The sequence below is a fragment of the Streptomyces sp. RPT161 genome, from assembly GCF_027533845.1.
Lineage (GTDB): Bacteria > Actinomycetota > Actinomycetes > Streptomycetales > Streptomycetaceae > Streptantibioticus_A > Streptantibioticus_A silvisoli_A.
Window position 1 is genome coordinate 120,370 of the sequence record NZ_JAPZVN010000016.1, and the last position, 14,638, is coordinate 135,007.

16 protein-coding genes are annotated in these 14,638 nt (G+C 70.2%); 8 read left to right on the forward strand and 8 right to left on the reverse strand.

What is annotated here, in order from left to right; genetic code table 11:
• Positions 1–89: 89 nt before the first annotated feature.
• Positions 90–1,013: an undecaprenyl-diphosphate phosphatase gene (locus tag O5O46_RS26230; protein WP_269858048.1), complete on the forward strand. Its 924-nt coding sequence runs from the start codon at positions 90–92 to the stop codon at positions 1,011–1,013.
• A gap of 16 nt (positions 1,014–1,029) precedes the next feature.
• Here the strand turns inward: O5O46_RS26230 and O5O46_RS26235 are convergent, their stop codons facing one another.
• Both O5O46_RS26235 and O5O46_RS26240 read right to left on the reverse strand, forming a co-directional pair.
• On the reverse strand, positions 1,030–1,212 hold the full coding sequence (locus O5O46_RS26235; protein ID WP_269858049.1) for a hypothetical protein: 183 nt from the start codon (positions 1,210–1,212) through the stop codon (positions 1,030–1,032).
• A 133-nt stretch (positions 1,213–1,345) separates the two neighbouring features.
• Positions 1,346–1,771: an OsmC family peroxiredoxin gene (locus O5O46_RS26240; RefSeq protein ID WP_269858050.1), complete on the reverse strand. Its 426-nt coding sequence runs from the start codon at positions 1,769–1,771 to the stop codon at positions 1,346–1,348.
• Between the two features lie 312 nt (positions 1,772–2,083).
• Between O5O46_RS26240 and O5O46_RS26245 the strand changes: the two genes are divergently transcribed.
• Genes O5O46_RS26245 through O5O46_RS26260 form a run of 4 tightly spaced genes read left to right on the forward strand, consistent with a single transcriptional unit; the run spans position 2,084 to position 4,364 of the window.
• Positions 2,084–2,944, forward strand: a complete 861-nt coding sequence (locus tag O5O46_RS26245; RefSeq protein ID WP_269858051.1) for a trypsin-like serine peptidase — start codon at positions 2,084–2,086, stop codon at positions 2,942–2,944.
• A 60-nt stretch (positions 2,945–3,004) separates the two neighbouring features.
• A complete protein-coding gene (locus tag O5O46_RS26250; protein ID WP_269858052.1) occupies positions 3,005–3,631 on the forward strand; it encodes a helix-turn-helix domain-containing protein in 627 nt (208 codons plus the stop codon).
• A 45-nt stretch (positions 3,632–3,676) separates the two neighbouring features.
• Positions 3,677–3,844 (forward strand): DUF6126 family protein, encoded by a 168-nt coding sequence (locus tag O5O46_RS26255; protein ID WP_269858053.1) that lies wholly within the window; start codon positions 3,677–3,679, stop codon positions 3,842–3,844.
• Between the two features lie 19 nt (positions 3,845–3,863).
• Positions 3,864–4,364, forward strand: a complete 501-nt coding sequence (locus O5O46_RS26260) for a GNAT family N-acetyltransferase (RefSeq protein WP_269858054.1) — start codon at positions 3,864–3,866, stop codon at positions 4,362–4,364.
• Here the strand turns inward: O5O46_RS26260 and O5O46_RS26265 are convergent.
• Genes O5O46_RS26265 through O5O46_RS26275 form a run of 3 tightly spaced genes read right to left on the reverse strand, consistent with a single transcriptional unit; the run spans position 4,354 to position 6,333 of the window.
• Entirely contained in the window at positions 4,354–5,160 is an 807-nt protein-coding gene (locus O5O46_RS26265) for an SAM-dependent methyltransferase (RefSeq protein WP_269858055.1), read from the reverse strand. The genes O5O46_RS26260 and O5O46_RS26265 overlap by 11 nt on opposite strands.
• A 32-nt stretch (positions 5,161–5,192) precedes the next feature.
• Positions 5,193–5,462, reverse strand: a complete 270-nt coding sequence (locus O5O46_RS26270) for a DUF397 domain-containing protein (protein WP_269858056.1) — start codon at positions 5,460–5,462, stop codon at positions 5,193–5,195.
• A gap of 4 nt (positions 5,463–5,466) precedes the next feature.
• Positions 5,467–6,333: a helix-turn-helix domain-containing protein gene (locus O5O46_RS26275; RefSeq protein ID WP_269858057.1), complete on the reverse strand. Its 867-nt coding sequence runs from the start codon at positions 6,331–6,333 to the stop codon at positions 5,467–5,469.
• Positions 6,334–6,471: 138 nt separating this feature from the next.
• Between O5O46_RS26275 and O5O46_RS26280 the strand changes: the two genes are divergently transcribed.
• Positions 6,472–6,933 (forward strand): ATP-binding protein, encoded by a 462-nt coding sequence (locus O5O46_RS26280; RefSeq protein WP_269858058.1) that lies wholly within the window; start codon positions 6,472–6,474, stop codon positions 6,931–6,933.
• 269 nt (positions 6,934–7,202) lie between these two features.
• On the opposite strand, the gene O5O46_RS26285 is transcribed toward O5O46_RS26280, so the two are convergent.
• A complete protein-coding gene (locus O5O46_RS26285) occupies positions 7,203–8,009 on the reverse strand; it encodes an SGNH/GDSL hydrolase family protein (RefSeq protein WP_443072626.1) in 807 nt (268 codons plus the stop codon).
• A gap of 258 nt (positions 8,010–8,267) precedes the next feature.
• Here O5O46_RS26285 and O5O46_RS26290 point away from each other — a divergent pair, with 258 nt between their 5' ends.
• Both O5O46_RS26290 and O5O46_RS26295 read left to right on the forward strand, forming a co-directional pair.
• Entirely contained in the window at positions 8,268–9,098 is an 831-nt protein-coding gene (locus O5O46_RS26290; protein ID WP_269858059.1) for a tyrosine-protein phosphatase, read from the forward strand.
• Positions 9,099–9,108: 10 nt separating this feature from the next.
• Complete coding sequence (locus O5O46_RS26295; RefSeq protein ID WP_269858060.1) at positions 9,109–11,145, forward strand: M3 family metallopeptidase; 2,037 nt, start codon at positions 9,109–9,111, stop codon at positions 11,143–11,145.
• 112 nt (positions 11,146–11,257) lie between these two features.
• Here the strand turns inward: O5O46_RS26295 and O5O46_RS26300 are convergent, their stop codons facing one another.
• Both O5O46_RS26300 and dxs read right to left on the reverse strand, forming a co-directional pair.
• The gene (locus O5O46_RS26300; protein WP_269858061.1) at positions 11,258–12,661 is read right to left on the reverse strand and encodes an aspartate aminotransferase family protein; all 1,404 of its coding nucleotides are present in this window, start codon (positions 12,659–12,661) and stop codon (positions 11,258–11,260) included.
• Positions 12,648–14,573 (reverse strand): 1-deoxy-D-xylulose-5-phosphate synthase, encoded by a 1,926-nt coding sequence (gene dxs, locus O5O46_RS26305; protein ID WP_269858066.1) that lies wholly within the window; start codon positions 14,571–14,573, stop codon positions 12,648–12,650. Before dxs ends, O5O46_RS26300 begins: the two co-directional genes overlap by 14 nt.
• Between the last annotated feature and the right edge of the window lie 65 nt (positions 14,574–14,638).

Genomic DNA, 14,638 nt, shown 5'->3' on the forward strand with positions numbered 1-14,638 from the left:
CCCTGGTCGACGGCGCTTTTACCGCTTGTAGTACGTTCTCCCCTGCCCGGGGTCTGTCCGGGTTCTGCTCCCTCCACCGAAGGTCGTCGATGTCCTCCGTCCTGACCTACCCCGAAGCGATCGGCGTCGGCCTGCTGCAAGGCGTCACCGAGCTGTTTCCGGTGTCCAGCCTCGGCCACAGCATCCTGCTGCCCGCGCTGCTCGGCGGGCAGTGGAAGCATGACCTCAATGTGGCGGCCGACGGCTCGCCGTATCTGAACGTGCTGATCGGGCTGCACCTGGCCACCGCGTTGGCGCTCGTCGTCTACTTCCGGCGGGACTGGGCCAAGGTGGTGCGCGGGCTGTTCAGCTCCATCCGCCGGCGGCAGATCCAGACCGTCGAGCAGCGGCTGGCCTGGCTGCTGATCATAGGCACGATTCCGGTGGGCATCGCCGGACTCGCGCTCGACAAGGTCTTCCGCTCCACCCTCGGCAAGCCGGTGCCCACAGCGGTGTTCCTCGCGCTCAACGGGATCGTGCTGTACGTCACCGAGCAGTTGCGGCGCGGTGGCACCGGACGTCGCCGTGCGGGCTCGTCGGTCGCGCCCGGCGAGGAGCATCTGGACCCAGACGACCTGTCGGACCGGCGGATCACCAAGCTCACCTTCGGCCAGGCGGCCTGGATCGGCGCCGCGCAGATCCTCGCGCTGTGCCCCGGGATCAGCCGCTCCGGGTCGACCATCAGCGCCGGGATCTTCCGGGGCATGAGCCACGAGGACTCCGCGCGGTTCGCCTTCCTGCTGGCCACGCCGGTGATCGGCGCGGCGGCGCTGCTGAAGGTGCCCTCGCTGCTCGGCCCGGCCGGTGACGGCATCCGCGGTCAGCTGCTGGCGGGCAGCGTGGCGGCCTTCGTCGCGGGATACGTGGCGGTGCGCTTCCTCACCAAGTACTTCGAGACGCGCACGCTCACCCCGTTCGCCGTCTACTGCACGCTGGCCGGGCTGGGTAGCCTCGCCTACTTCACGCTGGCCTGAGTACCGGGCCGCCGGGTCAGCGGCCTATCTCCTTGCGGGTGACCCGCTTCAACCTGGCCCGCTGTGACGGATCGAGCAGCAGGTAACCGCCCACCGGCACGCCGATGATGATCAGCAGCGCCGCCCAGAGCGGCAGCACGTACAGCAGCACAAGTCCGACCGCCACGCCCCCGACGGTGTACGTAGCGCGCTTCGACATCGCTTCCTCGCCCTCCGTCCGCGGTACGGGCCGCGCCACCACGGCTCCGCTCTCCGCCCCGTATGGACAACGCCACCGGCGGCCGCGCGGTTCCCGCCCCTCCTTCATACACCCGTTCGGGCGTGTGGAGCGGTCAGTCGAGGGTCGCGGTGAGGGTGATGGTGGTACCGGTGAGGGCCTGGCTGACCGGGCAGTTGTTCTTGGCGTCCTCGGCCGCCGCGGTGAAGGCCGCCGCGTCCACCCCGGAGACCTCGCCGCGCACGGTCAGATGGATCCCGGTGATGCCCTCGCCCGGCTGGAAGGTCGCCTCGGCCTGGGTGTGCAGTGTGGTGGGCGGCGTTCCCGCCTTGGCCAGGATGTTCGACAGCGCCATGGAGTAGCAGCTCGAATGGGCCGCGGCGATCAGCTCCTCGGGACTGGTCCTGCCGTCGGGCTCCTGCGCGCGGGACGCCCAGGTGACCTCCGCCTCCCCGATGCCGGAGGAGTCGAAGGTGACGGTGCCCCTCCCGTCGAGCAGATTGCCTTCCCAGACGGTGTGCGCGATGCGCTTGGTCGCCACGGCGGATACCTCCTGCGGATGGTGGGCGTACGGCGGTGCCTACGGGATGCGAGTGGTTCGCGATGCGGGTGTTATGGAACTCGTGCGGGTACTACGGGTGAGCGGTACGCGACGCGGAACGGGTCCTCCCGATCATCCGCCACCATGGCCTTCGCACGGTGGTACACCTCGCGGATTCAGGACGGCTCCCCCCTTCCGGACCTATTCGGGCCCCGCCCGGGTCTCCCCGGGAGATTCACCTGCCGCCCGGACACTTCACGGGAATCACTCGTCTCTGAGAGCCTTCACATCCGTTTCTCATAGTTGTCGTCGATGATCTTCTCGGAGGGCAGCAACGCCCTCTCCGGCCTTTGGCAGAAGGGTCACCGCATGTTCAGGCAGCAGCGGTTCCGGCGCGGCGGATCAGGCCGCGCCCTCTCCCGCCGCGTGTGCCGCGATGTGGCACTGGTCCTGGGCTGGCTGGTCGTGGTCTCGATCGGAAGTACCGCGAGCGCCGCGGCGCTGTCCGCCTCGGCCACGGCCCTGGGCACCTCGCACTCCGTGCACGACACCAAGGCCATCGCCACGGTCGGCGCCATCTTCCACGGCAACGTCTCGTCCGACGGCGACCACTTCTGCTCGGCCAGCGTCGTCAGGAGCGCGGGCAAGGACCTGATCGTCACCGCCGCGCACTGCGTCAGCAACGGCACCGACGACCTGTACTTCGTCCCCGGCTACCACGACGGCCGGGCCCCCTACGGCGTCTGGAAGCTCGACAAGGCGACGCTGGACCCGCGCTGGACCGACAGCCAGGACGAGGACCTCGACGTCGCCTTCGTCAGTGTCCAGCCGCTCGGCGGCCGACACGTGCAGGACGTGGTGGGCAGCTACACGCTGGGCGTCAACAAGAACCAGACCAGCACCGTGCGGCTCACCGGCTACCCGTCCGACGAGGACGCCCCGATCACCTGCGTGAACCGGGTTTCGGCCTACTCCGCCACCCAGCTGCGCATCGCCTGCACCGCCTACAGCGGCGGCACCAGCGGCAGCCCCTGGATCACCGAGGGCCACACCGTGATGGGCGTCATCGGCGGCTTCCAGCAGGGCGGCAACACCGACGACGTCTCCTACAGCGCGTACTTCGACAACGACATCGCCGCCCTCTACCAACAGGCCGCTGCCACGCAGGTCTGATCCTTTTGCCTCTGAGGCAAGAAATTTGCCTGTCGGGCACGACGGGTGTGCACTGGACGCATGACCGACAGCGTGTCCGAGGTAGAGACCGGACCTGTGCCGACACCCGAGATCAGCGGACTCGGGGTGCGACTGCGTGAGTGGCGGCGGCGCGGGGGACTGACGCTGGAAGCGGCGGCCGCCAGGGTCGGACTCTCGCCCGCGTACCTCTCGCGGCTGGAGACCGAAAGCCGCCAGCCCTCGCTTCCGGTGCTGCTGGGCCTTTCCCGAGTGTACGGGACCACGGTGGCCGAACTGCTGGGCGAGCAGGCGGTGGCGCACGATCCGGTCATCCGCGCCGGACGGCTGGAGCCCGGACGCGCCGGAGGGTGGAGCTACCGCCGCGCCGGCAGGCCGGACCGGGCCATGCAGGCGCTGAAGGTGCACATCCCGCCCGCGGTACAGGACGCCGTGGTCCGAGTGCACCCCGGCGAGGAGTGGCTGTACGTGACCTCCGGGCGGCTACGGCTGACGCTCGGCGAGACGGTCCACGTCCTCGACCCCGGGGACTCGGCGCACTTCGACTCGCTCACCCCGCACCGGCTGGCCGCCGCGTCGGCCGAAGGGGTCGACCTGCTGTTCGTCCACACCCTGTTGCAGAGCCCGGTGGGCGGGCTGTGCGTCGATCCCCTCAGCCGCGTCCACTGAACCGTCCGCGAACCGGCCACCCCTTTCAAGGAAGGTGTCTTCGCCATGCCCGAAACCGCCCCCGCCTCGGCGGACAACCGGATCAAGTCGCTCACCCCGAAGTGGCTCAGCCGCGGCCTGGCCATCCGGGTCTTCATCTACCTCATCGGGGCGCACATGTTCGCGGCCTTCCTCTACCTGCTGTTCTGGCTCGGCGCCCACGCCTCCCACTGAGTGCGGCACGATCAGCGGCATGAACCTGTGGAGCATCACCCCGGAACCGGTGGACGGACCGGTCGGCACGGCACTGCTGCGGGAGTACTACACGGACATCGTGCACCGCTACTACCAGACGCACCACGGCCGGGACGCCGCCCCGGCCGAGATCGACCAGGCGCTCGCCGAGGAGCCGAGCGGCCATCTCGCCCCGCCGGGCGGCGAGTTCCTGGTCGCCCGGCGCGACGGCGTGGTGGCCGGATGCGCCGGAGTGCATCTGCTCGCGCCGGGCACCGCCGAGTTGACCCGGGTGTTCATACGGCCGCCAGCACGTCGGCACGGTGGCGGAACCCGGTTGATCACCGCCGCCGAGCGGGCGGCTCGGACAGCTCTGGGCGCCGAGCTGCTACGCCTGGACACCCGGCACGACCTGGTAGAGGCCCGCGCGTTGTACGCGAGGATGGGCTACGCCGAGATCCCCGCGTACAACGACTCGCCCTACGCCGGGCACTGGTTCGAGAAGTCGCTCACTCCCTGACGCCCACGCCGCCGTAGAACGCGATGCGGCGCAGGTCCTCGGCGTTCGGCAGGGCGCCCTCCGGACGCCACAGCGGCACCTGGACGACGCCGGGGTCGAGCAGTTCGAAGCCGTCGAAGAGCGGCAGGAACTCGTCGTAGCCGCGCAGCGTCAACTGCGCCGTCGCCCTCTTGTAGACCTCCCTGGCATCGCCCTCCGCGTCCTGGTGGAAGTCGGTGGTGCCATGAGTGAGGACGAGATGGCTGCCGCGCGGCAGTTCGCCGGTGAGCGTGGCCAGGATTCCGGCCGGGTCCTCCTCGTCCTTGACGAAGTGCAGTACGGCGACGAGCAGTACGGCGACCGGCTGGTCGAAGTCGATCAGTTCCCGGACCACCGGATGCCCGAGGATCGCCTTGGGGTCACGTACGTCGGCGAGCACGAACCCGGTGCCGCTCGTGTTGGTGAGCCTTGCTCCGGCGTGCGCCGCGACGATGGGGTCGTTGTCGACGTAGGCGACGCGCACGTCCGGCGCGATCTCCCGTGCCACCTCATGGGTGTTGGGCGAGGTGGGGATGCCGGTGCCGATGTCGATGATCTGGCGGACGCCGGCGCGTACGACGGTGCGCACGGCCCGGCGCATGAAAGCGCGGTTGGCACGGGCGCTGGCGGGCGCCTCCGGGGCCATGGCGATGACGCGTTCCGCGGCCTCGCGGTCCACCTCGTAGTTGTCCCGGCCGCCCAGGTAGTAGTCGTACATCCGGGCCGGATGGGGCTTGCTGGTGTCTATCTGTTCGGCGGAGAAGCCTGGCTCGATCACGCCGTCCTCCTGGTGTGGGCTGGCTGGGTCGGTCAGGCGAGCAGGAAGTCGGCTTCGCCGGACTTCGCGCCCTTGATGAAGGTCTCGATCTCGTGCAGCGTGTAGATCAGCGCCGGTCCGTCCGGATCGGTGGACTGGCGGAGCGCGACCCGTCCGTCGCGCAGCTTCATCGCCTCGACACAGCTCCCGCCGTTGCCCCCGCTCCACGGCTTGCGCCAGCCGTCGGTGCCCAGGTCCTTCGCCGGCATACCGTTGTATATGCGTTTCCCGCTTGCACGGTCCCCGTAATGCGTGCGATGCATGTGGTCAGATCTCCTTGCGAATGGCATCGAGGAAGGCCTCGGTGCGCTGTGCTGGCGCGGCTTGCGCGCACAACCGGTCCAGCGCCTCCTGGAAGCCCGACACGTCATCGCGCTGGTCGAAGTAGACAGCCCCTATCAGGCTCTCCGCGCACACGATGTCGGGCAGTTCGGCGACCTGGAACCGGAAGATGTGGAACGGCCCGTACATCGCAGGATGCGGGCCCGCGGCGAACGGGATGACCTGCAGCCGGACCTGGGGCAGCGCACATGCCTCGATCAGCCGGTCAAGCTGTCCGCGCATGACGCTCCGGCCGCCGATCGGGCGGCGCAGTACCGTTTCATCAAGCACAACCCACAGCAGTGGCGGGTCATCCCGATTGAGCACGGCCTGGCGCTCCAGCCGCAGCGCGAGCAGACGGTCGATCTCCTCGGTGGCGGCCTGCGGCATTCCGGACCGGAACACCGCGTGTGCGTACTGCTCGGTCTGGAGCAGTCCGGGGGCGTAGTGCGGTTCGTACGCGCGGATCAGGCCCGCCTCGCCCTCCAGGCTGACGAAGGCGCTGAACCACTCGGGCAGCACGTCGCGGTAACGGTGCCACCAGCCGGGCCGGTTGGCCTCCCTGGCCAGGGCCAGGAAGCCCTCGACCTCGACCGGGTCGGTCACACCGTAGGTGCGCAGCAGCTTCTCGACGTACGGGATCTTCAGGCCGACTTCGGCCTTCTCCATCCTGCGGACGGTGGCGTGTGTGACGTCAAGCGCCGCGGCGGCCTGCTCGTAGCTGAGTGCCGCCTTCTCCCGAAGGTCCGCGAGCCGCTTGCCGAGGACCACTCGCAGGACCGTCGGCGCGCCCGAGGCGCGAGCATCCGTCACCGCCCACCCCTTCCAACTCCCCATCCGGGGAAGCAGTGTGTCATGCCGTCAGAGACGCGGAACAGACTGTCGTGATTGATTCTGCAAATTGCAGAACGCATCTTGCCATCTGTTGCACGCTACGCGCATAGTGGCCTGGTGGCTTCCTCCCATGACGCTCTTGGACTGGAGCGCCCGGCCGGCTTCGATGCCCCGCGGCACCTGAGCGCGTCCCGCATGGACGTGTTCCATCTGCCGGCGCTCGGCGCCTGTGTCGCCGAGGCAAGGAGGCGCCTTCGAGCGCTGCTGGCCGAGCGCGGTGTCGATGACGATGTACGGGACGACGCCGGGCTGGTGCTTTCCGAGTTGTTCACCAACGCCATCCGGTACAGCGACAGTGAGCGGATAGCCTGCGCGCTGCGGGTCACTTCCAGTCTGCTGCGGCTCGAAGTCGCGGACCAGGGGCGGGGATTGACGCAGCCTCAGCCGCGTGAGGCGGGGGTCGACGAGGAGAGCGGGCGCGGCCTCCTTCTGGTCAACGCCCTGGCGGCGGCATGGGGCGTACACCCCTGCGGGGACGGGCAGGGGCGCGTCGTCTGGGCGGTCCTCCGCCGCGGCTAGGACTACGTCCGGCCGCCCGCCCGGTTGCCGTTCGGCGTTCGTCTGGCGGAGCGCGCCGCCACGCGGGCTGGCCCCGCGCCAGGGGTGTCCCCGTTCCCCGCAGCGGCCCCGCCGAGCGCACGGCGGCCGACGCGCGGGCGGAGGCACGGCGTCCGACGCGCGGGCGGAGCGGCGAGACACCCCGTCGCGCCCCGGCCCGAAGAAGACAGAACTCAACGCCAGGCGACGGCCGACGGCAATCGGATGGACGCGACCCCGAACCGCCAGCGCTAGGGCAGTGGCAGCAGCTCAGGCCGCTTCGCGGTGACGCGATCCCCGCTGGACTCCCCCCGCAACCGCCGTCCGATCCACGGGACAAGGTGCTCCCGCGCCCATTGGATGTTCTCCCGCCGGACATCGGCCGCGGTACGGAACACCTCCGGCGGCCACGGCTCCTCGGCGTCGCCGGACACCGGAACCCCCAGCACCTCGGCCGCCCGCAGGGCGACCCTGCGATGCCCCGCGGGAGACAGGTGCAACCGGTCCTCGCTCCAGGCCCGCCTGTCCTGTACCGAGCGCAGCGACCACAGGTCGAGCACCGGGCACCCGTGCCGGTCGGCGATCGCCCGCAGATGCGCGTTGTACGTGGCGATCTTCCCCCGCAGATGCCGCAGCACCGGCACGCCACGGGTGTCGAAACCCGTGGCGACCAGTACCGTCCCACTGGTGCGGACGAGTTCGGCCACCGCCGCCTCGAAGCGCTCGGCGACCACGTCGGGGTCGGTCCCCGGCCGCAGGATGTCGTTGCCGCCCGCGCAGAACGTCACGAGGTCGGCGCCGAGTTCCACGGCCCGCGGGACCTGCTCGGCGACGATCTGGTCGAGCAGCCGCCCCCGCACCGCGAGGTTCGCGTAACGCAGTTCGTGCCCAGGGCCGTGCTCGGCGAGCATGACCGCGAGCCGGTCCGCCCAGCCGATGTACCCACCGTCGGGGCCCGGGTCGCCCACGCCCTCGGTGAAGCTGTCGCCGATCGCCGCGTATGACGCGATGGCAGCCCCCGGCGTGGACAAGGTGTCAGGATTCTTCACTTCAGCCACTCGCGACATCCTCCTCCCGGCCACGTGACCTACGCCACCGTAACCAGGGGTTGACGGGGCGTGATTCATCCCACTCAACTTTTCCGGGTGATGCGGAATAGGGCCGCGTGCCACGGGGCGCGTGGTGAGCCGCGGGCGCGAGAAGAATCGTTGAGCCCCCACATACCACCTGGTACGCCCTGGGTCAGACTGTCGTATGGTCAGCTATGGCAGTCACGGCGGTGATCCGCACCGCCGACCCGTCCCGAAGGAGGCACGGTGACCCAGCAGACGCCGCAGGCCCCGACACAGACGCAGACCGAGCCCGAGCTGACCGGAGTGCGCAACTTTCGGGACGTCGGTGGCGTGGTCACCGGCGACGGACGCCGGGTCCGGTTCGGACGGCTCTACCGCAGCGGTCACCTGGCCCATGCCACCGAGGAGGACGCCGCCTACCTCGCCTCCCTCGGCCTGCACACGATCTTCGACTTCCGCAACGCCTCCGACATCAAGCTGGAGGGACCGGACGTCACCCTTCCCGGGGTGCGGAACGTGAACATGCCGCTGAGCGATCCGGCCGACGGGGCGGAGTTCTGGGGCACGGTACGGGACGGCAACCTCGACGCACTGCGCGCCGCGCTGGGCGACGGCAAGGGCGCGGCGCGGATGCAGCAGGCGTACCGCTCGCTGATCCTGGAGCGCACCCGGGACCACGCCCGGCTGCTGGACTTCCTGATCGAGGAGCGGTCGGTACCGGCGCTGCTGCACTGCGCGGCGGGCAAGGACCGGGCCGGCACCTCGATCGCGGTGGTGCTGCTGGCGCTCGGCGTCAAGCACTCCGAGATCGAGGCGGACTACATGCTGAGCAACGACGCGCACCGCCGCTACCGCATCCAGCGTGGCCGCAACGCCGCGGGCGTCGCCACCCCCGAGGTGGTGGAGCTGCTCAATCCGCTGTTCGAGGCCCGTCCCGAGTATCTGGCGACCGCCTTCGAGGCCATCGACGAGCGCTGGGGTTCCACCGACCGCTATCTGGCGGAGGGCCTTGGACTGTCCGACGAGCGCAGGGAGTTGCTGTGCACCCTGCTGCTGGAGGACGACGCCCGTTAGGGTCGGCCGGGTGAGTGAGAATCCGTTCTTCTCCCGGAGCACCCTCCCGTACGAGCTGCCGCCGTTCGCCGAGGTGCGGGTGGCGCACTATGCCCCGGCCCTTGACCGGGGCATGGCCGAGCAGCTCGCCGAGATCGCGGCGATCACCGGCGGCGACCAGCCGCCCGGCTTCGAGAACACGGTGGTCGCGCTGGAGCGCAGCGGCGCTCTGCTGCACCGGGTGGAGAGCGTGTTCCACAACCAGGTGGCGGCCGACACCTCACCCGAACTAGACGCGCTCAACGCGGAATACAGCCCGAAGCTCGCGGCGCACCGCGACGCGATCCAGCTGGATTCGGCGCTGTTCGCCCGGATCGACGCGTTGTACGCCGGACGCGACCAACTCGGCCTCGACCCGGAGTCGCTGCGGCTGCTGGAGCGGTACCACACTGACTTCGTACGGTCCGGGGCCCTGCTCGGCCCGGCCGAGCAGGAGCGACTGCGGGCTTTGAACGCCGAGTTGGCCCGCTTGGGCGCCGTCTTCCAGCAGAACCTGGCGGCGGACACCCGGGCCGCCGCCCTGGTGCTGGACGACCCCGAGGAACTCGCCGGGCTCTCCCCCGACGCCATCGCCGCGGCGGCGGCCAACGGCACGGCCCGCGGCCACGACGGCCGCTACGTGCTGAGCCTCAAACTGTTCTCCAACCAGAGCGAGCTGGCCTGGCTGGACAACCGCGCGGTACGCGAGCGGCTGCTGACCGCCTCGCTCGGCCGGGGCCTTGAGTCCAACCGGCGACTCGTCGCCCGCATCGCCGGGTTGCGCGCCGAGCGCGCCGCGCTGCTCGGGCACCGCAGCCATGCCGCCCACGTGGTCGGCGGCATGACCGCGGGCAGCACCGAGGCGGTGGAGGATCTGCTGGCCCGGCTGATCCCACCGGCCGTCGCCAACGCGCGTGCGGAGGCCGAGGCGCTGCGCGCGGAGCCTGGCGGCGGCGTCCGGCTGGAGCCGTGGGACTGGGCGTACTACGCGGAGCGGGTCCGCAAGAGCCGGTACGGCATCGACGCGGCGGCGCTGCGCCCGTACTTCGAGCTGGAACGGGTGCTGGCCGACGGGGTGTTCTTCGCGGCCGGGCTGGTGTACGGGCTGCGCTTCGGCGAGCGGCACGATCTTGTGGGCTACCACCCGGACGTCCGGGTCTTCGAGGTGTTCGACGCGGACCGGCCGCTCGGTCTCTACCTGCTGGACGTCCACGCCCGGGCCGGCAAGCGCGGCGGTGCCTGGATGGCCCAACTCGTCGACCAGTGCGACCTGCTGGGCCAGCGGCCGGTGGTGGTGAACAACCTCAACGTGGCCAAGCCGCCGACGGGCGAGCCGACGCTGCTCACCTTCGACGAGGTCCGCACGCTGTTCCATGAGTTCGGGCACGCGCTGCACGGGCTGCTGTCCGAGGTGCGCTATCCGACGTTCTCCGGCACCAAGGTGCCGCGCGATGTGGTCGAGTACCCCTCGCAGGTCAACGAGATGTGGATGGTGTGGCCACAGGTACTGGCCAACTACGCGCGCCACCACCGGACCGGTGAGCCGCTGCCGGTGGACCGGTTGGACCGGTTGGCCGCGGCGGGTCGGTTCGGCGAGGGTTTCCGCACGGTGGAGTACCTGGCCGCGGCGGTGCTCGACTGGAAGTGGCACACCCTGGGCGCCCAGGACGACCCTGGGGACACCGAGGCCTTCGAGGCCGCGGCGCTGGAGGGCGCCGGGATCGCGGTGCCGGAGATTCCGCCGCGTTACCGCAGTACGTACTTCGCGCATGTCTTCGCCCACGACGTCAACGAGTACAGCGCGGGCTACTACTCGTACATCTGGAGCGAGGTGCTGGACGCCGACACCGTCGAGTGGTTCCGGGAGAACGGCAGGACGGTGCGGGAGAGCGGTGAGCTGTTCCGGCGCGGGCTGCTGGCGAAGGGCGGCGGTGCCGACATGATGGAGTCGTTCCGGGCGGTGTGCGGCCGGGAGCCGCGGATCGAGCCGCTGCTGGCCCGCCGCGGGCTCACTCGCGGCGGTTGTTGACCAGAGCCGTCCCGTCGAGGTGGTCGTATGACCGCCGGTCCGCGTTCTCGTGGTGGCCGGCAGTCGCGGCGGAGGTTCCTCTCGCCGCGACGGCCAGCGCCCCACTCGGGGGTCAGCCCGCCATAGCCTGCTTGATGAGGGTGCGGCCGAAGTCCCACATCAGGCCGCTGCCCTTGTGTGCGTCGTCCATGACGTCGGTGAAGGCGTCGACGAAGCGGTCGACCTCCTTCTCGCCGATGGTCAACGGCGGGATCAGCTTGATGACCTCCAGGTGGTCGCCGGAGACCTGGGTGAGGATCCGGTGCCGCTGTAGCAGCGGCACCACGACCATCTGCGCGAACAGGCCCTTGCGGGCCGCCTGGAGCATCGTCCAACCGCCACGCAGCTTCAGCGACTTGGGACGGCCGAACTCGATGCCGATCATCAGGCCCCGGCCGCGCACCTCGTGCAGCAGCTCGTATCGGTCGACCAGCGCGGCCAGCCGGGAGCGCAGCAACTCGCCGGTGGTGCGGGCGTTCTCCAACACCTTCTCGTCGTCCATCACCGCCAGGGTGGCCAGTCCGGCCGCCATCGCCTGGGCGTTGGAGCCGAAGCTGGCCGAGTGGACCAGCACCCGGTCCATGGACGAGTAGACCTTCTTGAAGATCCACTCCTTGCCGAGGGTGGCCCCGACCGGCACGTAGCCGCCGGACAGCGCCTTCGCCACGCACACCAGGTCCGGCTCGACACCCTCCTCGTGCTGGTAGGCGAAGAAGTCACCGGTGCGGCCGATGCCGGTCTGCACCTCGTCGGCGATCAGCAGCGCCCTGTGCCGGTGCAGCAACTCCTGTGCGGCACGCAGGAATCCGGGCGGTGTCTCATGGACGCCCTTGCCCTGGATCGGCTCGACCACGAACGCCGCGACGTCGCCGCGCCGCAACTCCCGTTCCAGCGCGGCCAGATCGCCCATCTCGATCGCTGTGTCGGGCAGCAGGGGAGCGAAGCCGTCCCGGAACCCGCCCTCACCGTTGACCGACAGGGATCCGGTGGTCAGGCCGTGGAAGGCGTGCGTGCAGTACAGCACGCGCGGCCTGCCGGTGGCGTAACGGGCGAACTTCAGCGCCGTCTCGACGGCTTCGGTACCGCTGTTGCCGAAGAACACCCGGTCCAGATGGGGTGCGTAGGACAGCAGTTTCTCGGCGAGCAGGCCGGGCAGCGGCGGGCAGTCGAACCGGGTGAGGTCGGCGAGCCCGGCGTCCAGCACGTCGTGCAGTGCCTTGCGGACAACGGGATGGTGCCGTCCCAGGCCCATCACCCCGAATCCCGCGAGCATATCGAGGTAGTCCTGGCCGTCCGCGTCCCAGAAGTACGCGCCCTCGGCCCGCTCGTACACCTTGTCGAAGCCGATGGTGTGCAGCATGCGGGGCAGTTGGTGGTTCAGATGCCTGGCGTGCAGCTCGTAGCGTTCCGCACCCCGCTCGGCCAACAGCCTGCCCAGGTCAAAGCCCTTGTGCTCGGCGGCGTCAGGCTCGGCCATCGGCTTCCTCCTTCTCGATCACACCTTGTCCGCCGGCCCGGGCGTCGATCCGGGCCAGGGCCGCGCCTATGCGTCCGGCGATCTCGGCCGGAGTGAGGCCCAGGTCGGCCAGTACCTCGCTGCGTTTGGCGTGCGCCAGGAACTGCGCCGGGATCCCGAAGTCCCTTACCGGGACGTCCACATCGGCGTCCCGCAGTGCCTGGGCGACCGCCGAACCGACACCCCCGACGCGCCCGTTGTCCTCCACCACGGCGACCAGTCGGTGGTCGGCGGCGAGCGGCGGCAGCGCGGGGTCCACGGGTTTGACCCAGCGCGGGTCGACCACGGTGACGCCGATGCCCCGGTCCCGTAGCAGCGCGGCGGCGGACAGGCAGGTGTCGGCCAGTGCGCCGACCGAGACCAGCAGCACATCGGAGCGGTCGCCGCGGTGCAGTACGTCCATGCCGCCGATCCGGTCGATGGCGGGCATGGGCTCGCCGACCGACGCCTTGGGGAAGCGGATGACGGTGGGAGCGTCGTCGACGTCCACCGCCTCCCACAACTGGGCGCGCAGTTGGTCGGCGTCGCGCGGGGCAGCGATCCGCAGGCCGGGTACCACCTGCAGGATCGACATGTCCCACATGCCGTTGTGCGAGGCACCGTCCGGGCCGGTCACACCGGCGCGGTCCAGTACGAAGGTGACCCCGCACCTGTGCAGCGCGACGTCCATCAGCACCTGGTCGAAGGCCCGGTTGAGGAAGGTGGAATAGACGGCGACGACCGGATGCAGGCCCCCGGTGGCCAGGCCCGCGGCCGAGGTCGCCGCGTGCTGCTCGGCGATGCCCACGTCGTAGACCCGGCCGGGGAACCGCCCGGCGAACTCCGCCAGGCCGACCGGCTGGAGCATGGCGGCGGTGATGGCGACGACGTCCTCACGCTCCCGGCCGAGTTCGACCATCGTCGAGCCGAACACCGAGGTCCACGACTGCCCGGCGGACGGGGCCAGCGGTGCGCAGGTCAGCGGGTCCATGGCGGCGACGGAGTGGAAGCGGTCGGCCTCGTCCCGCTCGGCGGCGGCGTAGCCGCGGCCCTTCTCCGTCAGGCAGTGGACCAGTACCGGGCCGCGGAAGCGTTTGGCCCGGCGCAGCGCCGACTCCACTGCCGCGATGTCATGGCCGTCGATGGGGCCGAGGTACTTCAGCCCCAGGTCCTCGAACATGCCCTGCGGGGCGAAGGCGTCCTTGAAGCCCTTCTTCGCGCCGTGCAGCGACTCGTACAGCGGACGGCCGATCACCGGGGTGGCCTGGAGGAGTTGCTTGCCCAGGTCGAGTGCCCACTCGTACTCGTTGGTGGTGCGCAGGGTGGCGAGGTGGTTGGCGAGTCCGCCGATGGTGGGCGCGTAGGAGCGTTCGTTGTCGTTGACGACGATGATCAGGGGGCGGTCCCTGGCGGCGGCGATGTTGTTGAGCGCCTCCCAGGCCATGCCGCCCGTGAGCGCTCCGTCGCCGATGACGGCCACCACGTGGTCACTGCAGTGCCGCACCTCGTGGGCCTTGGCCAGGCCGTCGGCCCAGCCGAGCACGGTGGACGCGTGCGAGTTCTCGATGACGTCGTGCTCGGACTCGGCGCGCGACGGGTAGCCGGACAGGCCGCCCTTGCCACGTAGCTTGGAGAAGTCCTGACGTCCTGTCAGGATCTTGTGGACGTAGGACTGGTGCCCGGTGTCCCACAGGATGCGGTCGGCGGGCGAGCTGAAGACGCGGTGCAGCGCGATGGTCAGTTCCACCACGCCGAGGTTCGGCCCGAGGTGGCCCCCGGTCCTGGCCACCGCCTGCACCAGGAACTGCCTGATCTCCCGGGCGAGTTCATCCAACTGGTCGGCCTCAAGAGCCTTGAGGTCACGTGGCCCTCGGATGCTCTCCAACAGCGTCACGATGGGGGCCTCCTTCCCTGGTTCTCCCCTGACCGGGCTGGTGTGCGGACGTAAGAGGGTCACGC